Annotated in this window: 22 protein-coding genes and 1 pseudogene; 8 read left to right on the plus strand and 15 right to left on the minus strand. The window is 44.4% G+C overall.

What is annotated here, in order from left to right:
• Nucleotides 1-58: 58 nt before the first annotated feature.
• From lgt to K4I03_RS03440, 6 genes and pseudogenes are all read right to left on the minus strand, one after another.
• Complete coding sequence (lgt, locus tag K4I03_RS03415) at nt 59-844, minus strand: prolipoprotein diacylglyceryl transferase (protein WP_002894973.1); 786 nt, start codon at nt 842-844, stop codon at nt 59-61.
• Nucleotides 837-1772: an HPr(Ser) kinase/phosphatase gene (gene hprK / locus K4I03_RS03420; protein ID WP_002894971.1), complete on the minus strand. Its 936-nt coding sequence runs from the start codon at nt 1770-1772 to the stop codon at nt 837-839. The genes lgt and hprK overlap by 8 nt, the downstream gene beginning before the upstream one ends.
• Before the next feature lie 136 nt (nt 1773-1908).
• Nucleotides 1909-2338: pseudogene (locus K4I03_RS03425) on the minus strand (NUDIX hydrolase).
• A gap of 203 nt (nt 2339-2541) precedes the next feature.
• Nucleotides 2542-2817: a PspC domain-containing protein gene (locus K4I03_RS03430; protein WP_032907817.1), complete on the minus strand. Its 276-nt coding sequence runs from the start codon at nt 2815-2817 to the stop codon at nt 2542-2544.
• 139 nt (nt 2818-2956) lie between these two features.
• Complete coding sequence (locus K4I03_RS03435; protein WP_227963739.1) at nt 2957-3394, minus strand: SprT family protein; 438 nt, start codon at nt 3392-3394, stop codon at nt 2957-2959.
• A complete protein-coding gene (locus K4I03_RS03440; RefSeq protein ID WP_227963740.1) occupies nt 3381-5513 on the minus strand; it encodes a Tex family protein in 2133 nt (710 codons plus the stop codon). Before K4I03_RS03440 ends, K4I03_RS03435 begins: the two co-directional genes overlap by 14 nt.
• A 178-nt stretch (nt 5514-5691) precedes the next feature.
• Between K4I03_RS03440 and K4I03_RS03445 the strand changes: the two genes are divergently transcribed.
• From K4I03_RS03445 to zwf, 4 genes are all read left to right on the plus strand, one after another.
• Nucleotides 5692-5829 (plus strand): SPJ_0845 family protein, encoded by a 138-nt coding sequence (locus K4I03_RS03445; protein WP_002897213.1) that lies wholly within the window; start codon nt 5692-5694, stop codon nt 5827-5829.
• A complete protein-coding gene (locus K4I03_RS03450; RefSeq protein ID WP_002897212.1) occupies nt 5826-6731 on the plus strand; it encodes a permease in 906 nt (301 codons plus the stop codon). Before K4I03_RS03445 ends, K4I03_RS03450 begins: the two co-directional genes overlap by 4 nt.
• Nucleotides 6728-7546 carry a TIGR03943 family putative permease subunit gene (locus K4I03_RS03455; RefSeq protein ID WP_227963741.1) on the plus strand — a complete coding sequence of 273 codons (819 nt, stop codon included), beginning with the start codon at nt 6728-6730 and terminating at the stop codon, nt 7544-7546. The genes K4I03_RS03450 and K4I03_RS03455 overlap by 4 nt, the downstream gene beginning before the upstream one ends.
• A gap of 174 nt (nt 7547-7720) precedes the next feature.
• Nucleotides 7721-9181 carry a glucose-6-phosphate dehydrogenase gene (zwf, locus tag K4I03_RS03460; protein ID WP_227963742.1) on the plus strand — a complete coding sequence of 487 codons (1461 nt, stop codon included), beginning with the start codon at nt 7721-7723 and terminating at the stop codon, nt 9179-9181.
• Between the two features lie 49 nt (nt 9182-9230).
• Here zwf and ftsY read toward each other — a convergent pair whose 3' ends face one another.
• From ftsY to yycF, 9 genes are all read right to left on the minus strand, one after another.
• Nucleotides 9231-10727, minus strand: coding sequence for a signal recognition particle-docking protein FtsY (gene ftsY / locus K4I03_RS03465; RefSeq protein ID WP_227963743.1), 1497 nt, complete (start codon nt 10725-10727; stop codon nt 9231-9233).
• 3 nt (nt 10728-10730) lie between these two features.
• Entirely contained in the window at nt 10731-11549 is an 819-nt protein-coding gene (locus tag K4I03_RS03470) for a Cof-type HAD-IIB family hydrolase (RefSeq protein ID WP_111675567.1), read from the minus strand.
• Entirely contained in the window at nt 11549-12343 is a 795-nt protein-coding gene (locus tag K4I03_RS03475) for a Cof-type HAD-IIB family hydrolase (protein ID WP_002899943.1), read from the minus strand. Before K4I03_RS03475 ends, K4I03_RS03470 begins: the two co-directional genes overlap by 1 nt.
• A gap of 1 nt (nt 12344) precedes the next feature.
• The gene (gene smc / locus K4I03_RS03480) at nt 12345-15881 is read right to left on the minus strand and encodes a chromosome segregation protein SMC (protein WP_227963744.1); all 3537 of its coding nucleotides are present in this window, start codon (nt 15879-15881) and stop codon (nt 12345-12347) included.
• Nucleotides 15872-16570 carry a ribonuclease III gene (gene rnc / locus K4I03_RS03485; RefSeq protein ID WP_002913383.1) on the minus strand — a complete coding sequence of 233 codons (699 nt, stop codon included), beginning with the start codon at nt 16568-16570 and terminating at the stop codon, nt 15872-15874. The genes smc and rnc overlap by 10 nt, the downstream gene beginning before the upstream one ends.
• Before the next feature lie 121 nt (nt 16571-16691).
• Nucleotides 16692-17051 (minus strand): YbaN family protein, encoded by a 360-nt coding sequence (locus K4I03_RS03490; RefSeq protein WP_227963745.1) that lies wholly within the window; start codon nt 17049-17051, stop codon nt 16692-16694.
• A gap of 91 nt (nt 17052-17142) precedes the next feature.
• Nucleotides 17143-17943, minus strand: coding sequence for an MBL fold metallo-hydrolase (locus tag K4I03_RS03495; RefSeq protein ID WP_227963746.1), 801 nt, complete (start codon nt 17941-17943; stop codon nt 17143-17145).
• 9 nt (nt 17944-17952) lie between these two features.
• Complete coding sequence (gene vicK, locus K4I03_RS03500; protein WP_002899938.1) at nt 17953-19302, minus strand: cell wall metabolism sensor histidine kinase VicK; 1350 nt, start codon at nt 19300-19302, stop codon at nt 17953-17955.
• Complete coding sequence (gene yycF / locus K4I03_RS03505; RefSeq protein WP_002894937.1) at nt 19295-19996, minus strand: response regulator YycF; 702 nt, start codon at nt 19994-19996, stop codon at nt 19295-19297. Before yycF ends, vicK begins: the two co-directional genes overlap by 8 nt.
• Before the next feature lie 341 nt (nt 19997-20337).
• On the opposite strand from yycF, the gene K4I03_RS03510 reads away from it, so the two are divergent.
• The 4 genes from K4I03_RS03510 to K4I03_RS03525 are packed head-to-tail and all read left to right on the plus strand — an operon-like array spanning nt 20338 to nt 23289.
• Nucleotides 20338-21099, plus strand: a complete 762-nt coding sequence (locus tag K4I03_RS03510) for an amino acid ABC transporter ATP-binding protein (protein WP_227963747.1) — start codon at nt 20338-20340, stop codon at nt 21097-21099.
• Nucleotides 21100-21113: 14 nt separating this feature from the next.
• Nucleotides 21114-21926, plus strand: coding sequence for a transporter substrate-binding domain-containing protein (locus K4I03_RS03515; RefSeq protein WP_227963748.1), 813 nt, complete (start codon nt 21114-21116; stop codon nt 21924-21926).
• A gap of 12 nt (nt 21927-21938) precedes the next feature.
• A complete protein-coding gene (locus tag K4I03_RS03520) occupies nt 21939-22619 on the plus strand; it encodes an amino acid ABC transporter permease (RefSeq protein ID WP_002906090.1) in 681 nt (226 codons plus the stop codon).
• 10 nt (nt 22620-22629) lie between these two features.
• A complete protein-coding gene (locus K4I03_RS03525; protein ID WP_002899933.1) occupies nt 22630-23289 on the plus strand; it encodes an amino acid ABC transporter permease in 660 nt (219 codons plus the stop codon).
• The last annotated feature ends 46 nt before the right edge of the window (nt 23290-23335 follow it).

Genomic DNA, 23335 nt, shown 5'->3' on the forward strand with positions numbered 1-23335 from the left:
ATTTCTCTCCTTTCATCACTGACATCTCTTATAAAAGAGTCAGCGGATCTATTATTTCTTATTCTTGGTAATAAGGGGCTTTCTTTTTTCTTTGGTAAATGATGATGCCGATTCCGACAAAAATAAGAATCAGCGACAGCCATTGGGAAACACGCAGGCCAGCAAACATGAGGCTGTCCGTCCGCATTCCCTCAATGATCATCCGACCAAATCCATACCAAATCAGATAGAAGGCGGCGATTTCTCCCTGTCTCAGCAACTTAGGCCGACGGCGGAGAACAATAATCAAGATAAAACCAATTAGGTTCCATACAGATTCATAGAGGAAAGTCGGCTGTCTGTAACTGCCTTCGATATACATATTCTCACGAATAAAGCTAGGCAGGTAGTCTAAACTCTTAACTGCCGCACCATAGGCCTCATGGTTGGCAAAATTTCCCCAGCGACCAATACTCTGGGCAATCATCACACTTGGTGCTGCAATATCTAGAAAATCGACTGGGTGAATCAGCCTTCTCCGACAGAAAAAGTAGAGAACAATGGCACCAGCTATCAGCCCGCCGTAAATGGCAATACCTGCTATTCCGCCATTCCAAAAATCAATGATTTTTATCAGATTCTTACCGTAATAATCCCATTCAAAAGCCACGTAATAAAGTCGGGCACCAACGATGGCTACAGGAAAAGCTACTAGGATAAAATCCAAAATATCATCAGGAATAATCTTCCGACGCGGAGCCTCTTTCATGGCAAGATAAACGGCTAATACTAAGCCTGTGACAATACAGATGGCATACCAGCGAATACTGATAGGACCAAGTTGGATAGCTACTGGATCAATCATGTTTCACCTCATTCCGGCTAATTAAATCGGTGAGGCGCTCTTCAAAGATCTTAGTAGCATCATAGCCCATTTGCTTAGCTCGATAGTTCATCGCTGCAGCCTCAATCACGACTGAGATATTGCGACCAGTCTTTACAGGAATCCGAATACGTGGAATTCTAACACCGGCAACCTCCAGCTCCTCTGTATCATTACCTAGACGGTCAAAAGTTTTTTGAGTGTCGTAATTCTCCAAATAGACAGCTATCTGAACTTGAGAAGAATCTTTGACTGCACTGGCTCCGTATAAACTCATGACATCGATGATACCAACACCACGAATTTCCAATAGGTGGCGCAGGATTTCAGCCGGCTCTCCCCAAAGGGTCACTTCATCCTTGGCATAGATATCCACTCGGTCATCCGCAACTAAACGATGGCCACGCTTAACCAATTCAAGTCCTGTCTCACTTTTACCAATTCCACTGTCCCCTTGGATGAGAACACCCATGCCATAGATATCCATCAGAACCCCATGAACACTGGTTCTCTCAGCCAGCCGAGAATCAAGATAACTGGAAATTTCTCCAGACAAGCGGCTAGTAGAGGCTTTGCTTCTAAGAATAGCAACCTGCTTCTCATCAGCCGCATCAATCATTTCTTTAGGAATCTCTAAATTTCGAGCAATGATAACCACCGGCGTCTCAGGCTGGAACATTTTCAGCAGTACTTGATGGCGATTATGAGAGCTCATCTTCATCAGATAAGACCACTCTTTCATCCCAATCAGCTGTATCCGCTCGGGTGTATAAAAATCAAAATATCCAGTCATTTCAAGTCCAGGCCGAGAAATATCTGAAGTTTTAATTTCTTTTTCCAGTAATACTTTATCACCGTACTCCTGAGACAGACGAGACATTTTTAAGAGGTCTTTGACCTTTACTGACATTGTCTTCTCCCTTCAAATTTGTCTGCTTCTATTATAGCAAATTTTTACCTCAAAAGAATCTTTAAGATTGATTTTAGAACGAAAAAATATTTTGATTTAAATCAACTTTTAGTAAAAATAAAAAACAGCCGAGATATCAATCGATCAGGCTGCTGAGAATTTTCTTTTGGTTATTAAAACATGGATGGTTTTCTACAAAATCTGGGACCTCTTTCAGAGGCAACCACTTCAAAATAGTCGAAATGGCACTGTTCTTTGACAGAGCACACCTGCTCCAAAAGTCTGATGCTGTCAGGAACCAGACCAGTTTCTTCTTCTAATTCGCGCAGGGCAGCTGTCTGACTATCCTCTCCTGCCAGCACACTGCCTCCCGCTCCGAACTCATAGTAGCCAGGATAGAGACTTTTATTGGCTGACCGCCGCATAAAGAGAATATCACCATCCTGATGGCGAACCAAGACATTAACACAGAGATGAAACTGTCCTTCAGGAATTTTTTCTCCTCGAACCAGGAGATGAGGGAGTTGATTTCGATTTAAGTCATAGGCATTCCAAACTTCTGTCATATTTCCTCCTTGAATAAATTGCTAATATTTTGGTGATGTTTTTAAGTGTCAATTTACCTGGTTTTCTAGACGTCTTCTTTTAGATTTTTTCTAAAAGAAGCAAGCAGAAAATAAATCACGGCATAGAAATGTCTTACTAAAACATTCCCTACTTCAAGTAAAAAATCGGGAGTGCATCCCGAAATTTTCTATTTTATTAAGAATTACCAAAACCAGCCGTCTTTATCGTCTTCGATAGCTTCTGCTTCTTTTCGTTTGCGTGGACCAGTTCCATACATTTCTTCTTCTATGTCTTCTTTATAGGGCATAACCATAGCCAGCAGGATATAGATGAGAATTCCCAAGCCGAAATTGACCACAGTAAAGATAATAAAGAGGAAGCGCACCAGGCTCAGATCAAAATCAAATTTATCACACAGACCGGACAAGACACCGGAAATCAGTCGATTCTTTTTCAACTTATAGAATTTCACGTTCATGATAGAGACCTCAATGATCATATTTACTTTATTCTACCATATTTTATAAGAAAACAATCGGGCCAAAGGCTGATTGTGCCTTAGAAAATTCATTCTTTTGAAAAAAGAGAGTTCTTCAAGGAACTCTCTTGCTAATCTATCAAGCTTTCTCTGACAAACGGAGCTTGCCCATACAGCGTCCACAACGGTATTTTTGAAGATTGACTCTGCGTCTGCGACGGATAAGTGCTCCGCAGCTCAGGCATTCATAGACGAGAAAAGATTGCGAGTTGGACAACGCGGGAGCGTAGCGCAGACCATCAACTCGCTTGAGCAGTTCTTTAAAATCTCGATCCCCATGGCGGTAACCTTTGCCTTGATAATAGAGGTGATAGTGAGCCAGCTCATGGCGAACAATTTTTCGGAAGGTCTCCAGCCCAAAAGTTTCATAGATTTTTGGGTTGAAATCTAGATGACCATCTTTTGGAAAGAAGCGTCCTCCTGTAGTGCGGAGGCGCTTGTTCCAATAAGCTTGGTGGCGGAATTCCCAGCCAAAATCTTCAACCGAAACCTGCTTGACATAGTTAGTTAGATTCATTTGGTGCTATCAGAGAGAGGTTAACCTTCTCCCGCTCCACATCTAGCTTATCCACCCAGACTGTGACCAAATCACCAACAGATAGGAGCTGACTAGGATGCTTAATATAGTCTGTGCTCAGCTTGGAGATATGAATAAGACCGTCTTCGTGGATACCGATATCCACAAAGGCTCCGAAATCGACGACATTGCGGACGACCCCTTCCAGCTTTTGACCGATGCGCAGGTCCTTGATATCCAAGACATCCTGCCGCAAAACTGGCGCGTCGAAGGAATCTCGCAAATCACGGCCAGGCTTGAGCAAATCCGCAATAATATCTTTGAGGGTTTCTTCTCCCAAGCCTAGCTCTGCAGCCAAACTAGCAGTCTGAACAGCTTTTAACTTAGCTTGGGCAACTTCATCCAAACTGCTGATTTCCAGACGCTTAAAGAGCTCCTCCACAGCCTTATAAGACTCTGGGTGGACGCCTGTATTATCCAGCAAGTTATCACTTTCGGGAATACGCAGGAAGCCGGCTGCCTGTTCAAAAGCCTTTGCGCCCAAACGCGGCACTTTCTTGATGGCTTCGCGAGACCGAATCAAACCTTCGGTTTCTCGGTACTTGACAATATTTTCTGAGATAGTTTTATTAAGACCAGCTACATGGGCCAGTAGGGCAGGACTAGCGGTGTTGATATTGACCCCGACTTGGTTAACTACGGTATCAACGACAAAGTCCAGACTTTCAGACAGCTTTTTCTGGCTGACATCATGCTGGTACTGACCAACTCCGATAGACTTAGGATCAATCTTGACCAGCTCAGCCAATGGATCCTGCAGACGGCGGGCTATGGAAATAGCTGAGCGCTTTTCAACGGTCAAATCTGGAAACTCATGACGAGCCAGTTCACTAGCAGAGTAGACAGATGCTCCGCTCTCATTGACAATAACATAGCTGACATTCGGATGAGATTTCAAAACTTCCGCTACAAAAGCTTCGCTTTCCCGGCTGGCAGTTCCGTTTCCGATGGCAATGATTTCCACGCCAAACTGCTCAATCAGCTCTGACAACTCTTTCTTAGAAGCTTCAATCTGAGCTGGCTTTGCTGGCGCTACTGGATAAATAACATGAGTCGCCAGCATCTTGCCTGTCGCATCAACAACAGCCAGCTTGGCTCCTGTCCGAAAGGCTGGGTCAAAGCCCAGTACTACGCGACCTTTGAGAGGAGCAATCAGGAGGAGGTGACGGAGATTATCTGAGAAGAGCTGAATCGCACCATCTTCAGCGGTCTCAGTCAGCTCGGTCCGAATACGACGCTCCATGGCTGGAATGATTTTCTTTTTAACTGCTTGCTGGACAGCTTCGATAATATAGACATTTTTCACCTTGAAGCGTACTTCAAAGAAGCGCAGGATCTTCTCGAGATTGTGCTCAAAACCAACCTTGAGAATACCTAGCTTCTCACCACGATTAAGAGCCAGAGTCCTGTAGCCTTGCATAGTCGCTACTTTTTCAGAAAAATCATAATAAATTTGGAAGATCTGCTTTTCATCCAAATCACCGTCTTTGAGACTGGATACGATAGAAGAATTGGTCTGCATCTCATGGTAGGTCCAAGCCCGCAGCTTAGTATCTTCGGAAATTGCTTCAGTCAGAATATCCACTGCTCCAGCTAGAGCAGCTTCTGCTGTTGGAAAGGCTTCACTAGTAAGTTTCTCTGCCTCTTCCTGCAAGTTAGCCGCATCCTGTAGGATGAAGCGGGCCAAAGGAAAGAGACCTGCTTCACGAGCAATAGTAGCCTTGGTACGGCGCTTCTCCTTATAAGGCAGATAAAGTTCTTCCACATCAGCCAGCTTCTCAGCAGCCTCAATCTCAGAGCAAAGAGCATTCGTTAGTTTGCCCTGCTCCTCAATCTTAGCTAAGACCGTCGCTTTACGCTCTGCCAAGGCAGTCATGCTCTTATCTAAGTCAATGATTGCCTTAATTTCGACCTCATCCAGATTTCCTGTCATTTCCTTACGGTAACGAGCAATAAAAGGAATTGTATTTCCCTCAGCGGTCAGATCTAGAACCTGTGATACTTGGCTTTCTTTAAGGCCCAATTTCTGGGCAATTTTTTCAATATTTATATTTTCCATAACAATCCTATTATATCACAAGTGCTTTGAAAGATAGGCTATTTTAGAACTATTTAGTACTATTTGTACAAAAAAATTTAGGGTAAATTAACGACAAAGGGTCTCTTATGTCTCAAAATTTCATTTTTTGATAATTGGTAGTATAATAGAATTATTATTTTAGAAATGAGGTGCCTTTATGGCTGTTAAATTTACTAGATCAGATGATTTGGACAAAATGTTCGAGGAATTTGCGACCCTGCCCAAGATGGAAAAGGTAGAGTTCCCTGAGGAAGACAAGAAAAAATCTAAAAATGAGAAGGATAAGAAAGAATGAACTTCTTCTCTCAGCTACCGGCCAGTGTCCTGCAAGCTGGTGCCATTTTTCTCTCCATTATCATTGAGGCCCTGCCTTTTGTCTTAATCGGAAGTATCATTTCTGGCTTTATCGAGGTGTATGTCACGCCAGACAAGGTTTATCGTTTCCTGCCCAAGAACAAATGGACTCGGATTTTCTTTGGAAGCTTGGTTGGTTTTGTCTTCCCCTCTTGCGAGTGCGGGATCGTCCCCATTATAAATCGGTTTCTAGAAAAGAAAGTTCCCAGTTACACGGCTGTGCCCTTTCTGGTAACGGCTCCAGTCATCAACCCCATCGTGCTCTTTGCGACCTACTCAGCCTTTGGAAATTCCCTCCGAATGGCTCTGCTTCGTGCTTTAGGTTCTATGGTCGTGGCTATTCTTTTAGGGATTTTTCTGGGCTTCTTTGCGGATAGCAATATTCAAAAAGAAAATCGCAAAGCAGTCCATGAACATGACTTTTCACATCTCAGTAAGGGACAAAAGCTTTTTCAGGTCTTTGTGCAGGCCATTGACGAATTTTTCGATACAGGTCGTTATCTGGTTTTTGGCTGTCTCTTTGCCAGCCTAGTCCAGGTCTATGTGCCAACCAGAATCCTGACCTCCATCAGCTCAACACCAGCTGTTGCTATTCTTCTGCTCATGCTGCTGTCCTTCCTGCTCTCACTTTGCAGTGAAGCTGATGCTTTCATTGGAAGCTCCTTGATTGCTAGTTTCGGCTTATCGCCAGTCTTAGCTTTCTTGGTCATTGGGCCTATGCTAGATGTCAAGAATCTGCTGATGATGAAAAACTACTTTAAGACGCGCTTTATCTGGCAATTTATCAGCCTGGTTACCGTCGTCGTCTTTCTTTACTCTTGGCTTGTGGGGGTAGTGCTATGATTCGATTTTTAATCTTAGTCGGCTACTTTGAGATTACCATGTATCTGCAGCTGACAGGCAAGCTCAACCAATATATCAATCTCCACTACTCCTATCTGGCCTATCTATCTATGATTCTGTCCTTTGTCTTAGCAGTTGTGCAGCTTATCATCTGGATGAAGAGGATGGAGGTCCACAGTCATTTAAACACTCGCTGGGCCAAGTTAGGTAGCGTGCTGCTCCTTGTCATTCCACTTTTTGTGGGAATTTTCTTTCCAACTGTTACCTTGGATTCGACAACAGTTTCGGCTAAAGGATTTCATTTCCCGCTGGCTGAGGGAACTTCAACTGCTATTCAGCAGGACGAAGGCACAACCAGCCAATACCTAAAGCCGGATACCAGCACCTACTTTACCAAAGGGGCTTACGAAAAAGAAATGCGGGCAGCCGCCAAGAAATATGTCAAGCAAGATACCATTCAGGTCACAACTGAGAACTACATGGAAATCATGGAGGTCATCTATGATTATCCCGACGAGTTTGTAGGCAAAACGCTGGAGTTCACCGGCTTTGTCTACAATGACCCCAGCGACCAGAAGAGCCAATTTCTTTTTCGCTTCGGTATTATCCATTGTATCGCCGACTCAGGTGTCTATGGCCTCTTGACGACTGGAAATACCCAGCATTTCGAGAATAATACCTGGATTCATGCCAAGGGAAAAATTACCATGCACTACCATAAAAGTTTGGGGCAAAGCCTGCCAACTCTAGAAGTTGAAAGCTTTGATAAGGTAGAAAAACCGGACAATCCTTACGTTTATCGGGTATTTGAATAAAGAAAACGAGGCTGGCACAATCGTGTCTAAGCCTCATTTTTTGTATTTGAATATGTTTCAAGCAGCGGTCAATTTCTTTCTATTTGTCTCCCTTTTCAGAAACCGAATTTCTGAATACAATCTTTAGAAAAATTGTGATAAAATAGAGACATCATTTAGAAAATAGGTATCAGGATGTCTTCAAAAGTTATTGTAACAATTTTCGGAGCCAGCGGTGACTTGGCAAAAAGAAAACTCTATCCATCCCTCTTCAAGCTCTATAAGTCTGGCAATCTTTCCAAGCATTTTGCTGTTATTGGAACAGCCCGCCGTCCTTGGAGCAAGGAGTATTTTGAGTCTGTAGTTGTCGAAGCAATCGCTGATTTAGCTGACAGTCCAGAGCAAGCCCAAGAGTTTGCCAGCCACTTCTACTATCAAAGCCATGACGTACAGGATACCGAGCACTACATTGAGCTACGCAAGCTTCAAAATCGACTCAATGAGCAGTACCAAGCCGAGCACAATAAACTCTTCTTCCTGTCCATGGCTCCGCAATTTTTCGGCACCATTGCCAAACACCTCAAGTCTGAAAACATCGTAGATGGCAAAGGATTTGAACGTCTGATTGTTGAAAAACCTTTCGGGACAGACTTGGCAACTGCCAGCCAACTTAACGAAGAACTCTTGGCAGCCTTTGATGAAGAGCAGATTTTCCGTATTGACCATTATCTAGGCAAGGAAATGATTCAGAGCATCTTTGCTATCCGCTTTGCCAATCTTCTCTTTGAAAATATCTGGAATCGTGACTACATTGACAATGTCCAGATTACCTTTGCAGAAAAGCTAGGTGTCGAAGAACGTGGTGGCTACTATGACCAGTCCGGTGCTCTACGAGATATGGTTCAGAATCATACCTTGCAGCTCCTGTCACTCTTAGCTATGGACAAGCCGAAAAGCTTCAGCAAAGAGGACATTCGGGCAGAGAAAGTCAAAGTTTTTGAACGCTTGGTACAGCCCGACAAAGATGACTTGAAACGCTTCTTTATCCGCGGTCAATATAAGTCTGGCACGGTCAAAGGTAAGAAATACATCTCCTACCGGAGTGAGCCTAATGTCAATCCTGACTCCATGACTGAAACCTTTGCTTCAGGAGCTTTCTTTGTAAATAGCGAACGTTTCCGTGATGTTCCATTTTTCTTCCGAACTGGTAAACGCCTCACTGAAAAAGGCACTCTTGTCAATATCGTCTTTAAGCAAATGGAGTCTATCTTTGGTGAGGAATTAGCACCAAATGTTCTGACCATTCATATCCAGCCGACTGAGGGCTTCTCTCTCAGCATGAATGGCAAAGAGGTCGGCGAGCGCTTCAGCTTAGCTCCTCTCTCTCTGGACTATCGAACAGACGCAACAGCTAGTGGTGCTTCCCCTGATCCTTACGAAAAATTAATCTTTGACGTCCTTAACAATGACTCAACCAACTTCAGCCACTGGGATGAAGTCCGCTCCAGCTGGGAGCTGATTGATCAGATTGAAGAGCTATGGCGTAGCAACGAAGTGCCTCTTCATGAGTATCCTGTCGGTTCTATGGGACCAGATGCTTCTTTTGAACTCCTTAGAGAATTTGGAGCTGACTGGCAGTGGTCTCCAAACAAATAAATTTTAAAAATTGTTCATAAAAAACCAGTACTCGTACTGGTTTTTTGTTTTATACCAAGCCTTCAAGCAGGCCTTTCATAAAGTTCTCTGAGTTGAACTCACCAATATCATCAATCTTTTCTCCAAAGCCAATCAGCTTCACTGGAATATCCAATTCCTGACGAATGGCTAGTACAACCCCGCCTCGAGCTGTTCCATCAATCTTTGTTAGTACAATTCCTGTGACTGGAGTGATTTTAGAAAATTCCTTGGCCTGAACCAGAGCATTCTGACCGGTTGAAGCATCGAGAGCTAGGAAAGTTTCATGTGGCGCTTCTGGATCCACCCGCTTAATAATACGGCCAATTTTCTCCAGCTCTGCCATGAGATTGTCCTTATTTTGCAGGCGACCAGCCGTGTCAATCATAAGAACATCAACCTTCTCTGCCAGAGCACGCTCCATTCCGTCATAAACCACGCTAGCAGGATCGCTCTTCTCAGGCCCCGTTACTACTGGAACATCTACGCGCCGACCCCATTCAGCCAGCTGAGCTACTGCTCCAGCTCGGAATGTATCTGCTGCTACCAACATGACTTTCTTGCCTTGTTGTTTGTACTTATAGGCTAGTTTACCGATAGAGGTGGTTTTACCAACTCCGTTGACCCCAACAAAGAGCATGACAGTCAAACCGTTTTGGAAATTGATTTTTTCATTAAAGCGGCCATCTTTCTCATAAATGTCCACCAATTTTTCAATAATCAGCTGGCGTAGAGCAGCTGGTTTTTTAGCATTTTCCAGACGGGCTTCATAGCGTAGTTCCTCAGTCAGACTGGAAGCTACCTGCACCCCTACATCACTAGTGATGAGCAGCTCTTCCAAGTCTTCGAAGAACTCTTCATCTACTGAGCGGAAATTAGCAAAGAAGGCATTGAGCCGTGCTCCAAATCCTGTCCGAGTCTTCTTTAGGCTGCGGTCATATTTTTCCTGAGTGGATTCCTCTTGAGGAAGTTCAGCATGGTCTTCTGTAGCGGCTGCTTCTGATTCTTCAGCAACATCAGCTGCTTGAACGACCTGTTCTGATTCTGTTAGTGACTCCTCAGCTGTTTCTGGCTCGAACTCATTATTTGAATCGGTTGCCACCTCGTCATAAGAAGATGCTTCATCCGACAGCTTTGCTTGTTCAACAACTTCTTCTACCGTTTCGTCAATGCTCTCAGCATGATGCTCTTCTAGAGTTTCTTCAGTCTGACTTGCTCCTTGAGCCACTTCTTGATTTTCTGCAATAATTTCTCTTTCATGCTCTGGCTCCTTGCTTTCTTCTTGGATAGTTTGAGATGCAAGCTCTTCAATATCGGTCAAACTATCTTTTGTATCCGAAATTTGGTCATCAAGTTGCTGCTCGCCCTGATAGGACTGAACAGCTTCCGCTTCAAGATTTTCTCCTGCTTCTGGAGCAGGTGCTGTTTCTTCTCCAAGGTCATCAATGTTTTCCAATGCTTCCTTGACAACTTCTTCAATCGGCGGTTCTTGTTTTTTTCGGCCGAAAAGGCGGTCAAATAATCCCATCGGCTAATCCTCCTTTAGTACATATTCTTCAATAGCCCAAGCCACTGCATCCTCATCATTGGTCATAGGTGTCACCACATTGGCTGCTTCTTTGACGATGGCTACTGCATTCTGCATAGCCACTCCCAGACCAGCCCACTCAATCATAGACAGATCATTGGCTTCATCACCACAGGCCATGACTTGACTTCTCTCAATACCTAAATGGGCAATCAGTTTCTCCAAACCATTAGCCTTATGGACATTTTTAGGGGACCACTCCAGCAGCATTTCTCTAGATTTAAAAATCTCATAGCGCTCAAATAATTCCGGTGAAATTTGCTCAATAGCCGCATCCAGTGGTTCTTGAGCATAAGCAGTGACACATTTATTATAAGTCTGCTGGCTGGACAAATCACTAAAATCAATGGACTCAAAGGTCAGAGCTGGATTAAACTGAGCATAAAGCGAGTCTTGATCGGATTGAATCTGATAGACAAGTCCTTCGCAGATAGCATCAAGAGGGATATGGAGCTTGTCTGTTTCCTCATAAATCCGAACCACATCATCATAAGAAAAGACTGTTTTATCAAGAATTTCTCCAGTGTTGCGCTGAACAAGTCCCCCATTAAAAGTAATGGTGTACTCATCTTCTCGACCGTCTGTTCCCAGCTCATGCAGGAAAAAGTCCATAGCCTTAAGGGGACGGCCAGTAGTCAGAACTACCTTAACTCCCTTGGCCTGAGCTGTTTTTAAAGCTACTAAATTGCGCTCAGAAATCTTCTTGTCTGAAGTCAGAAGAGTTCCATCCAAGTCCAGAGCAATCAGTTTTATATCTGCCATTATAATCCCTCCATGTAAGTGATAACCGACTGAGCATCATGGTGGCCGATGACTTCCTTGGCCACTTCTAAAATCTCAGGGCGAGCATTTTCAGTCGCAATCGGATAGCCAGCCACCTGCATCATGTGCAAATCATTGAGATTATCACCAAAAACCATGACTTGAGAAAGATCTATGTCTAGCTTCTTGGCCAACTCGACAATGGCAACCCCCTTATCCACATGGTCCAGAACGATGTCAATCGACTTGTAGCCAGTTGTCATGGCCTTGACTCCGTCGATATTCTCATTGACCCAAGCTTCGCCAGCTGCGACTTGGTCCTCAGCAAAATTGGTCGTAAACTTGAAAATATCATCGTCGATGTCAGCCAAGCTCGCTACTTTTTGAATGTTTTCATTATAATGAGCACTGAAAGAAAGATAGGTCGGATCCACAGTCTCCAAGACATAGCAGGCACGTTTGCCCGTCAAAAGCAGCTCATTGACATTGACATAGGGTGATTCCTGCAGCTTGTCAAAAACCTTGAGGTAAAAGTCCCGAGGCATAGTTGCTTCATAGAGGTCCTCGCCATGAAATTCCACTAAACTGCCGTTTTCAGCAATAAAAATAATCTCATTGCGCACTTCCTCAAACAGCTTTTCCAGCGACAAGAGGCCGCGTCCGCTAGCCACGGCAAAATACATACCTTTTTCCTTGAAGCGAGTCAAAACTTGCTTGAGACGATCCATATCAAACTGACCTTTACTGTCTAAAAAGGTGCCATCCATATCCGTTGCTACTAATTTTATACTCATGTTACATACTTTCTAAATCTTTTAACTTGACCGAGACAATCTTGGAAACCCCAGACTCCTGCATGGTAACTCCGTAAATAGAGTCTGCAGCTGACATGGTTCCCTTACGGTGAGTGACCACGATGAACTGGCTGTCCTTGTCAAATCGATTGAGATAATCCCCAAAGCGTTTAACATTAGCCTCGTCCAGCGCTGCTTCTACCTCATCCAAGATGACAAAAGGAATGGTCTTAACACGGATGATAGAGAAAAGCAGAGCCAAAGCTGACAAGGCCTTCTCGCCACCGCTCATCAGATTGAGCGACTGGATCTTCTTGCCCGGTGGCTGTACGGAGATTTCTACACCTGCCGTCAGCAAGTTCCCCTCCGTCAATATCAGGTCTGCCGAACCACCGCCAAACATCTGACGGAAAGTCACCTTGAAGCTTTCACGAATGGCTTCAAAGGTTGATTTAAAGCGTTCCTTGACTTCGTCATTCATCTCTTCAATCGTCTCTAAGAGCAGATTTTTGGCTGATAGGACATCGTCTCGCTGTTCGTTAAGGAAGTTCAAACGATTGCTGACTTCTTCAAACTGCTCAACTGCTTCCAGATTGACTGGACCTAAAGCTCGAATGGCTTTTTCCAAATCCTTAACCTGGCTTTCAGCAGCTGGCAAACTTTCTAACGGACGAGCCTGGCTGCTTGCTTCTTCGAAACTCATCTGATAGTCATCTGTCAGATTGCTTGCCAGACGGCGCATGACATCCATGAGCTTATCCTTTTCTGCCTCTGCCTTGGCTTGCCGGCGAATCAATTCTTCATTTTGATGGCGGGCTTGCTCCAAACGACTGGCAATATCGTCAGACTGACCTTCCAGATCTTCAAGCTCAAATTTCAGGCGAATCAGTCTTTGATCCAGCTCAATCTTTTCTTGCTTGGCGGTCTCTAATTGCTCTTCCAGAATCGTAATATCCACCTTCTGCAAGCTGGACTGCTCCTTTTGCTCCATCAAAAGTTCCAAGGTCGACTGCTCTTTTGCAAGGCTGGCTTTTTCCTCGGACAGACGCTCCAAGTCATTCTTTTCAAAGCGTTGATTGGAGGTCAGCTCTGTTCGCTGGAGCTTGAGTTCAGCTAAACGAGAGGAAAGCTTGTCAAAGCGAGCCTGAACTGCATCTTTGTTCGACTTAACCTGCTCTATTTCTGCAGTGATGTCCGTTTTTCCTTGCTCAATTTCAGTCAAGCGGGTCTGCAGTCGGTCTTTCTCTTCTGAAATATCCAAAGCAGATTGACCAGCCAACTCCTGTTCCTGTAGATTTTTCAGACTTGTGAGCTCTTCTACACGCTTGGCCAACTGTTCATAGGCTAGATTAGCCTTTTGCTCAGCCAAGCGAGCTTGCTCACCATCTGTCTTGATTTGTTCCAATACCTGCTTGGCCTGACTTAGCTGGTTTTGCAGAATTTGCACTGCTTCTTCCTGCTCTTTCAAGCTGACATTTTTCTGCTTAATCTCTTCAAGCAAAGCATCTAGCTCCGGCTTGATAAAGATAGTATTGTTGTTGCGGTTGGCACCACCAGCATAAGATCCGCCAGTCCGAAGCTCTGTTCCATCCAAAGTCACCATGCGAACCTGATAGCGCACTTGGCGAGCTGCTGCTCGGGCATGCTCCACTGTATCAAAAATAGCGGTCGTTCCCAGCAGATTTTGAAAAATGCTGTCTAACGATGAATCATAGCTGACCAGAGAAGAAGCCAGTCCCAGAAAACCAGCACTTTTTTCAATCGTAGCACGGTTATGGTCAGGCAGCTGACGCGGCTTGATGGTTGTTAAAGGCAGGAAGGTTGCCCGGCCAGCCCGATTTTTCTTCAGAAATTCAATAGCCCGAGTCGCAGCCGCCTCATCTTCCACGATGATATTCTGACTGCTGGCTCCCAACGCAATTTCCAGCGCAGTCTGATAGTGGGGGTCAAAGCTGAGTTTTTCACTAACTGCTCCAACAATGCCACCTAGACGGCCAGCTTCCTGCAGCACACTCTTCACCCCAGCATAGAAATTACTGTGATTTTTGAGAATGGCTTCCAAGCTATTAGAACGCGCCTGCTTGTTTTTGAGGTCGTCCAAAAGCTCAAACATCTTAGTCTGCTGATGCTTATAGTCAGCCTCTAGCTTCTCTACCAACTGGATCTGACTCTGGTAGTCAGCCAGTAGGCCCTTGAGGGCTTGGCGAGCAATTTCCAACTCCTCCAAACCAGCCTGCTCCTGAGTCTGACTAGCTTCCAAATCTCCTTGCAATTTAGCATAGTCTGCCTTCTTGCTCTCAGCCAATTTAAGCTCGCTAGCCAGCTGGCTCTCCAGAGAAGTCAAGTCATTAGAAAGATTTGCCTCTTCCTGCATGAGCTTGACATACTGCTCACGCAGATGTTCAATCAGCTGGTCTGGATCATCTGAAAAGTCTGCTAATTCTGCTTCCAAAGCAGCGATAGACTCCTCATTGTCAGCCAGTTTGGCAGCTATTTTACTCAATTCAGCCTGCTTGTCTTCTATGTTGCTTTCTATCTGAGCCAGTTTTTCTGACAAAGCAGCCAAACGTTCTTCATTTTCCCGACGGCTCGTCGCTGCCTGACTGGACTCCAGCTTAGAAAGATCAATTTGTCGCTCCAAATCACTGATTAAGCGGGTCAATTCCAGCAAACTAGCCTGATCATCAGACAAAGTTTGATTGAGCTCATGGCGCTTAGTCTTCAAGGTTTGATTTTCAACTTCCAGCTCATCGCGCTTGCTATAGTAGGCTGCTAGCTCTTGCTGGATATTCGTTAAATCTTCTTCAGCCTTGATCAACTTTTCCTTATTAGCTGTCAGCTGAGCGACCAAAACATCCAAGTAAAGCTCTCGGCGCTGGCCATCCAGACTCAAGAAGCGCTTAGCAGTTTCAGCCTGCTTCTCCAAGGGCTTGACCTGGCTCTCCAGCTCGTAGATAATGTCTTCCAGTCGATCCAGATTATCCTGGGTTTGACTAAGCTTGCTTTCCGTTTCCTTACGACGCGTCTTATACTTAAGCACTCCAGCAGCTTCTTCAAAGATTGCCCGACGTTCCTCTGGCTTGCTGTTGAAGATTTCCTCAACCTTCCCTTGGGAAATGATGGAGAAGGAATCTCGTCCCAGCCCTGTATCCATGAAAAGATCATGGACATCACGCAGACGGACTTTTTTACCGTCAATCTTATACTCACTATCACCGCTGCGGTAAATGTGACGCTCCACCCGAATCTCATTGGCAGCATCCTTGATAAATTGGTCGCTGTTATCCAGAACCACTACCACTGATGCGTAATTAAGGGGCTTGCGGGTTTCTGTTCCCGCAAAAATCACATCAGGCATCTTGCCGCCCCGCAGACTTTTCACACTGGACTCTCCCAAGGCCCAGCGCAGGCTCTCTGTAATGTTGGACTTGCCGGAACCGTTTGGCCCAACAACCGCTGTCACTCCCTGATCAAAGACAACTTTAGTCTTATCAGCAAATGACTTGAAGCCCTGAATTTCAATTTTCTTTAAAAACATGAAGAACTTTCCTTTTCAAATGCGTTTTTAGCAGCTTCCTGCTCGGCCAGCTTTTTAGAACGCCCCTGGCCTTGACCGGACTTGCGGCCATTGATAAGAACAGCCACCTCGAAATTTTTGGCATGAGCCGGCCCTGTCTCGGAGACAACCTGATAAGCAATTTCCACATCACCATTAATCTGCAGCAACTCCTGCAGCTTGGTCTTATAGTCCGTCACCCGCTCAAAATCTCCCGCTTCCACCTTGGGAATCATGACTTGGTAGAGAAAGCTTTTGACTGCTTCCACACCCTTATCTAAGAGCAAGGCGCCTAAAAAGGCCTCGAACAAATCTCCTAAAATCGTATCACGATTCCGGCCGCCAGACTTCTCCTCACCGCGTCCCAGCTTGATAAAATGATCAAACTGACAATCACGGGCAAAGCCTGCCAGGCTCTCCTCCCGAACAATCATGGAACGCAGCTTGGACAAGTCGCCCTCTGGTCTCTTAGGATACTTGGTATAAAGATACTCCGAAATAATCAGTTGCAGAACAGCGTCTCCTAAAAATTCCAAGCGCTCATTGTGTGAAATTTTTAAGAGGCGGTGCTCATTGGCATAGCTCGTATGAGTAAAAGCCGTTTCCAACAAGGTCTCATCAGAGAAAACCAAGTCAAACTGCTCCAGCAATGCTTTTTTCAAATTTTCCATTACTATTTTACATCATGCTGACCTCAGTCAGATAAGTAGCATGACACCTTTTCCTTTCCAAAGATATACAGTCTCTATTATAACAAAAAACAGGCGCAAACGCACCTGCTGACAGTGATTTCTATTCCTTATCCGGAATTACTTTAAATAAATAATAGGTGATAAAAATGGTCAGACCCAACAGTCCAATCTTGACCCAAATAATAGGCGCTAGCAAAATGGAAATCCCCATCAAGATATAGATGGAAACAATAATCTTTTTCTTACGTTCCTTGGCAATCGTTCCTGTCTCTCGAAAATCTGCCACATAGGTCTGATACATCTTTGTATGATAGAGCCAATTCTCAAAACGCTTTGAACTGCGCGAAAAGCAGGCAATGGACAAGAGAAGAAATGGTGTCGTAGGCAGGAGAGGCAGAAAAATCCCCAAAACTCCTAACCCTAAAGATAAGAGACCTACTACAAAGTAAATTGGTCGCATACAAGCTCCTTTGCAAAATAAAACCGTTACTTTTTAAATATATAATGGATACCGCACTAGAGCAATAAAACCAAACCTTTTGCTTTGATTTTTAAATACTCGTCAAAGGCGTTGCGGTATCAGGCGAGGTATCATAGACTTGGAAGTCGTGACCGACTGCCATATCGGCTTGAGCCAGCTGATTGACCATGGTCATGTGAGCCAATTCCTTGATATTGTTTTCCTTACTGAGATGTCCTAGATAGATTCGCTTGGTGCGATTGCCCAGAGTCCGAATCATGGTCTCCGCTCCGTCTTCATTGGACAAGTGGCCCATATCCGACAGAATCCGCTGCTTAAGACTCCAAGGATAGGCACCACTGCGAAGAATTTCAATATCATGATTGCTCTCAATCAGGTACCCGTCAGCATTTTCGATAATTCCAGCCATCCGATCACTGACATAGCCCGTATCCGTCAGCATGACAAAACTCTTGTCATCCTTCATAAAGCGGTAAAATTGTGGACAGGCTGCGTCATGACTGACACCAAAGCTCTCCACATCCAAGTCTCCAAAGGTCTTGGTCTTGCCCAATTCAAAGATATGCTTTTGGCTCGCATCCAGCTTGCCCAAGTCCTTTTCCATAGCCTTCCAAGTGGTCTCATTAGCATAAATATCCAGATGATACTTGCGGGCCAATACACCAACGCCATGAATGTGGTCCTTGTGCTCATGGGTCACTAAAATGGCATCCAAATCCTCAGGCTTGCGGCCAATTTCACCCAACAAGCTCGTAATTTTCTTGCCTGATAAGCCAGCGTCAACCAGAATCCGCTTTTGATCTGTTTCCAGATAGAAACAGTTACCGCTTGATCCTGACGCCAGAATACTGTATTGAAATCCTTTAGTCATGTTTACTTTCTATATATCATCTTCATTATCCCAGTCGTCATCCCGGACACCATCATTCTCATAAGGCAAGACAATGGTAAAGGTCGAGCCCACACCATACTCACTCTTAGCCCAGATAAAGCCCTGATGCTGCTTGATAATTTCCTTGGCAATAGCCAGCCCCAGACCTGTTCCGCCCTGTGCGCGACTGCGTGCCTTGTCCACTCGATAAAAGCGGTCAAAAATCTTAGGCAGGTCCTGCTTGGGAATTCCCAGACCTTCATCCGCAATCGAGAGGATCAACTGCTCATCAGTTGTCTTGATGGAAACAGTAATGGTTCCACCATCCGGCGAATACTTGATGGCATTGTTCATGATATTATCAATCACTTGGGTCAGCTTATCTGTATCAATCTCCACCCAGATCGGTGTTATAGGATAATCACGGATAATCTCATATTTCTTGGTCTCGTCTTGATTTTTTATCTTGTCAAAGCGATTGAGGATAAAAGTGATAAAGGCTGTGAAATTCGTCAGTTCCACTTCCAGATGACTGGTCTCATTGTCAATACGGGACAGACTAAGCAAGTCCGTCACCATCCGCATCATGCGGTTGGTTTCATTGAGCGATACCTTGACAAAATCTGGTGCCACTGGCTCAGACAAGGCTCCCTCATCCAAGGCTTCCAGATAGGACTTGACACTGGTCAGCGGAGTCCGCAACTCATGGCTGACGTTGGAGACAAAGAGGCGACGCTCCCGCTCTTCCTTATCCTGCTCTGTCGTGTCATGCAAGACAGCTACCAAACCAGAAATAAAGCCCGACTCCCGCCTTACCAAGGCAAAGCGAACCCGCAAGCTCAGATACTCACCATTTTCATCCTGAGAATCTATCGTCAGCTCAGGAACATTGGTAATCAGATCCCGCAAATCATACTCGTCTGAAATCGAAAGCAGATCCAAAATACTCATATTTTGGACCTCATCTCTCTTAACTCCCAACTGCTTGGTTGCCATATCGTTGATAGTGATAATCTGCCCCCGGCGGTTAGTCGCGAGCACGCCATCTGTCATATAGGACAGGATACTGGAAAGGCGTTTGGTTTCTTGCTCAAGGTTTTCATGTGTCAGTCGAATGACCTCTGAAAGATCATTGATACTGTTGGTCATATCTGTGATTTCTGGACTCCCTTGCATGTCCAGCACTTCAGAATAGTCCCCTGCAATCAAATCTTTAACCTTTTGATTAAGCTGCACAAGCTTTTGGTTATCACGGCGATTTTCCAATAAAAGCAAGGCAACAACTACAATGAAGCCGATAATAATGATAGCAAAGACGAAATCCGCAGAAATCACAAATTGTTTAATTGCTTCAATCATTATTTCTCATATAGTAGCCAACTCCGCGGCGAGTCAAGATATACTCAGGCCGGCTTGGCGTATCTTCAATCTTTTCACGCAGGCGGCGGATCGTCACATCCACTGTACGGACATCGCCAAAATAGTCATAGCCCCATACTGTTTCCAGCAAGTGCTCACGTGTCATCACCTGACCGATATGTGTCGCCAAATGGTGAAGCAGTTCAAACTCACGGTGGGTCAGCTCCAGCTCCTTGCCATGCTTCTTAGCAACAAAAGCATCTGGCAAAATCTGCAGTTCTCCAATGGTCAACTCGTTTGGGCCACTTTCTTCTACTTGGTTTTCCACAACAAGGTCTGCCCGACGAAGAAGTGCCTTGACACGCGCCTGCAGCTCACGATTTGAGAAAGGCTTGGTCACATAGTCATCTGCACCGATTTCAAGGCCGATAACCTTGTCAAACTCACTGTCCTTAGCAGACAATACAATAATCGGAACATTGCTGGTCTTGCGAATAGTCCGAGCAACTTCCAGTCCGTCCACTTCCGGCAGCATCAAGTCCAGAATCAAGATGTCTGGCTGTTCTGCTTCAAACATTTCCAAGGCTTCCTTGCCATCAAAGGCAGTCAAAACCTCATAGCCTTCTTTGGCCATATTAAACTTAATAATATCTGAGATTGGCTTCTCATCATCTACAACTAATATTTTCTTCATATGTTCACCTTAACATAAGATTGGGATTGAATCAACTCCATGATAGAAAAGTTGTGACATAGTCAGCTAAGTCGTCCTGCATCAACACGTGCAAAAGGCAATCTAGTTTGCCTAGCTAGACTCCCAATCCAATTTTATTTATTTATATAGTCTTATTATACCAAAGTTTTCTTAAAAAACACTAATTCAAGCCATTTTTATTCCACATTTGTAGAAAATGGACAATTCTCATCCCAAAAAAATTTTTCTCTGAATGAAAATACTCATTTTTATTCAATTTGACAGTTTATTTATTCTATGGTAAAATCTATGTCATATTATCTAACACAAAGGAGAAAGATATGGCTTTAGTTGAATTTAAAAATGTCGAAAAGTATTACGGAGATTACCATGCTCTGCGCAATATCAATCTCAGTTTTGAAAAAGGGCAAGTGGTTGTACTGCTGGGACCATCCGGATCAGGAAAATCTACTCTTATCCGTACAATCAACGCTTTAGAAGGCATTGACCAGGGAAGCTTGATCGTCAATGGCCACGAGGTCACGAACACTGCTGCCAAAGATCTGGTTAACTTACGCAAAGAAGTCGGAATGGTCTTTCAACATTTTAATCTTTACCCCCACAAAACGGTGTTAGAAAATGTTACCTTGGCGCCTATTAAAGTTCTTGGAATGTATAAACAAGAGGCTAAAAAAATCGCTAAAAAATATCTAGAATTTGTCAACATGTGGGACAAGAAAGACTCTTACCCAGGCATGCTATCTGGTGGACAAAAGCAAAGGATTGCCATTGCCCGAGGTTTAGCCATGCATCCTGAGCTCCTGCTCTTTGATGAACCGACTTCTGCCCTTGACCCTGAAACAATCGGGGATGTTCTGGCTGTTATGCAAAAATTAGCCAAAGACGGCATGAATATGATTGTGGTCACACACGAAATGGGCTTTGCCCGTGAGGTAGCCGACCGCATTATCTTCATGGCAGACGGTGAGGTGCTGGTGGATACTACTGATGTTGATGCTTTCTTTGACAATCCTACCGAACCCCGTGCTAAGCAGTTTCTCAGTAAAATTATCAACCATGAGAGCGATAATGTACTTTCTTAAAAAGGAGAAGACCTATGAAACTACAAAAAATACTCATTAGCCTACTCCTACTCTTTCTGACTCTAGGCTTGATTCACGCCGCTCCTGCACATGCCGATTCCAGTACCAGCCAACAGGTTAAGGCCATCCAGAAACGCGGAGTCCTTAATGTCGGTGTCAAGCAGGATGTACCTAACTTTGGTTACCTCAATCCTGATAGCAATGCTTACAGCGGTCTAGAAATCGATATTGCAAAGAAGATTGCTAAGGAACTAGGCGTCAAAATCAACTACGTCCCAGTTACCGCACAAACCCGCGGACCACTTCTGGACAACGGACAAGTTGACATGGTAATTGCGACCTTTACCATCACAGACGAGCGTAAGGAAATCTATAATTTCACAACCCCTTACTACACCGATGCTTCTGGTTTTCTAGTTAATAAATCCAGCAAAATTACAGACGTCAAGGACTTGAATAACAAGACTATCGGTGTCGTCCAGGGCTCTATTACTCAAACCTTACTGGAAGAAATCGCCCAAGAGAAAAAACTCAACTTCAAATATGTAGAGTTAGGTTCCTACCCTGAACTAGCTGTTTCCTTGCGAGCTCACCGTATTGATGCTATTTCTGTTGACAAGTCCATCCTGACCGGCTATGTAAGTTCCAAGTCAAACATTCTGGATTACAGCTTCAAAAAAGCCGATTATGGTGTGGTAACAAAAAAATCCAATACTCAATTGAATGACTATGTAGATGGCCTAATCGCTAAATGGAAGGAAAACGGCAGTCTTCAGAAACTTTATGACAAATATGATTTAAAACCATCTGCTTCAACAGATGATTAGAAAGGAGACCCCATGAGTTTTAGTATTTCTTCTTGGCAGGCCTACTTTGCGGACTTTGGCAAGTTTTTCCAAGGATTCCTCTTTACCTTAGCTATTTCCATCGGCGCCCTGACCTTGGCTCTTTTACTAGGGATTTTCTTCGGAGCTATCAGCACAGGTAAGCATAAAGTTCTACGTGGTCTAGCTCGTGTTTTTGTTGAGTTTTATCAGAATACACCTCTCTTAGTGCAATTTGTAATTGTCTTTTACGGTCTTCCGCTAGTCAGCAATTACACCATCATGCCCTCAATCTATTGGACTGCGGTTCTCTGTGTGGGACTGTATCATGGTGCTTACATCGCCGAAGTCATACGCTCAGGTATCCAGTCCATTCCTCGCGGGCAGACCGAAGCTGCACTCTCTCAGGGCTTTACCTATGTAGAAACTATGCGATACATCATCCTGCCCCAAGCTTTTCGGATTATCCTGCCACCGCTAATCAATCAGGTCGTCAATTTGATAAAAAACACTTCTACCGTCGCTATTATCTCTGGTATGGATCTGATGTTCGTGACCAAGTCTTGGTCTGCTCTGAACTCCAACTACATCCCAGCTTTTGCCGGAGCAGCTCTGCTCTACTTCCTCCTTTGCTTCCCAATCGCCAGCTGGGGACGTAAGGTAGAGGAAGCCAATAAACAAGCTTACAGCATCTAAGGAGGTCTCTATGGAAAATATTTTAAAAGTCTTAACCGCAACCAACCTCCTCTTTATCCTTAAGGGGCTCTGGCTGACACTGCAAATTTCTTTCATTTCCATTGTCCTATCCACGATTTTTGGAACTATTCTAGCAGTCATGAGAAATGGAAAAAATAAACTGCTCAAGCTGATTGCCAGCATTTACATCGAATTTGTCCGTAATGTACCCAATCTGCTCTGGATTTTCACTATCTTTTTAGTCTTTCAGATTAAATCAACGCCAGCTGGTATCATCAGCTTCACTGTCTTTACTTCTGCTGCTTTGGCAGAAATTATCCGTGGCGGTCTCAATGCCATTGATCCAGGTCAGACTGAAGCTGGCTTATCTCAAGGATTTACCCAGTTTCAGATTTTGCGTTATATCATCCTACCTCAGGCTATTCGGAAAATGCTGCCAGCCATCATTTCTCAGTTTGTCACAGTGATTAAGGATACCAGCCTGCTCTATTCTGTTATTGCGCTCCAAGAACTCTTTGGTTCTGCTCAAATTCTAATGGGGCGCTATTTTGAAGCTGAACAGGTCTTCGCACTCTACTTATTAGTAGCAGCCATCTATTTCCTGATTAACTTCGCTATTTCCAGCTTCTCGCGCAAGCTATCCCAACGCTGGGCTCAAGCTGCAGAATAAGTAGCTCAGATACAGACCTACTGTGCAAAAGTTGAGTTTACCAACT

Source organism: Streptococcus sanguinis (assembly GCF_020729725.1).
Taxonomy (GTDB): domain Bacteria; phylum Bacillota; class Bacilli; order Lactobacillales; family Streptococcaceae; genus Streptococcus; species Streptococcus sanguinis_V.

Excerpts from the sequence above, each read along its gene's own strand:
- lgt (WP_002894973.1), bottom strand. The coding sequence starts at position 844 with ATGATTGATCCAGTAGCTATCCAACTTGGTCCTATCAGTATTCGCTGG.
- hprK (WP_002894971.1), bottom strand. The coding sequence starts at position 1,772 with ATGTCAGTAAAGGTCAAAGACCTCTTAAAAATGTCTCGTCTGTCTCAG.
- K4I03_RS03430 (WP_032907817.1), bottom strand. The coding sequence starts at position 2,817 with ATGAACGTGAAATTCTATAAGTTGAAAAAGAATCGACTGATTTCCGGT.
- K4I03_RS03435 (WP_227963739.1), bottom strand. The coding sequence starts at position 3,394 with ATGAATCTAACTAACTATGTCAAGCAGGTTTCGGTTGAAGATTTTGGC.
- K4I03_RS03440 (WP_227963740.1), bottom strand. The coding sequence starts at position 5,513 with ATGGAAAATATAAATATTGAAAAAATTGCCCAGAAATTGGGCCTTAAA.
- K4I03_RS03445 (WP_002897213.1), top strand. The coding sequence starts at position 5,692 with ATGGCTGTTAAATTTACTAGATCAGATGATTTGGACAAAATGTTCGAG.
- K4I03_RS03450 (WP_002897212.1), top strand. The coding sequence starts at position 5,826 with ATGAACTTCTTCTCTCAGCTACCGGCCAGTGTCCTGCAAGCTGGTGCC.
- K4I03_RS03455 (WP_227963741.1), top strand. The coding sequence starts at position 6,728 with ATGATTCGATTTTTAATCTTAGTCGGCTACTTTGAGATTACCATGTAT.
- zwf (WP_227963742.1), top strand. The coding sequence starts at position 7,721 with ATGTCTTCAAAAGTTATTGTAACAATTTTCGGAGCCAGCGGTGACTTG.
- ftsY (WP_227963743.1), bottom strand. The coding sequence starts at position 10,727 with ATGGGATTATTTGACCGCCTTTTCGGCCGAAAAAAACAAGAACCGCCG.
- K4I03_RS03470 (WP_111675567.1), bottom strand. The coding sequence starts at position 11,549 with ATGGCAGATATAAAACTGATTGCTCTGGACTTGGATGGAACTCTTCTG.
- K4I03_RS03475 (WP_002899943.1), bottom strand. The coding sequence starts at position 12,343 with ATGAGTATAAAATTAGTAGCAACGGATATGGATGGCACCTTTTTAGAC.
- smc (WP_227963744.1), bottom strand. The coding sequence starts at position 15,881 with ATGTTTTTAAAGAAAATTGAAATTCAGGGCTTCAAGTCATTTGCTGAT.
- rnc (WP_002913383.1), bottom strand. The coding sequence starts at position 16,570 with ATGGAAAATTTGAAAAAAGCATTGCTGGAGCAGTTTGACTTGGTTTTC.
- K4I03_RS03490 (WP_227963745.1), bottom strand. The coding sequence starts at position 17,051 with ATGCGACCAATTTACTTTGTAGTAGGTCTCTTATCTTTAGGGTTAGGA.
- K4I03_RS03495 (WP_227963746.1), bottom strand. The coding sequence starts at position 17,943 with ATGACTAAAGGATTTCAATACAGTATTCTGGCGTCAGGATCAAGCGGT.
- vicK (WP_002899938.1), bottom strand. The coding sequence starts at position 19,302 with ATGATTGAAGCAATTAAACAATTTGTGATTTCTGCGGATTTCGTCTTT.
- yycF (WP_002894937.1), bottom strand. The coding sequence starts at position 19,996 with ATGAAGAAAATATTAGTTGTAGATGATGAGAAGCCAATCTCAGATATT.
- K4I03_RS03510 (WP_227963747.1), top strand. The coding sequence starts at position 20,338 with ATGGCTTTAGTTGAATTTAAAAATGTCGAAAAGTATTACGGAGATTAC.
- K4I03_RS03515 (WP_227963748.1), top strand. The coding sequence starts at position 21,114 with ATGAAACTACAAAAAATACTCATTAGCCTACTCCTACTCTTTCTGACT.
- K4I03_RS03520 (WP_002906090.1), top strand. The coding sequence starts at position 21,939 with ATGAGTTTTAGTATTTCTTCTTGGCAGGCCTACTTTGCGGACTTTGGC.
- K4I03_RS03525 (WP_002899933.1), top strand. The coding sequence starts at position 22,630 with ATGGAAAATATTTTAAAAGTCTTAACCGCAACCAACCTCCTCTTTATC.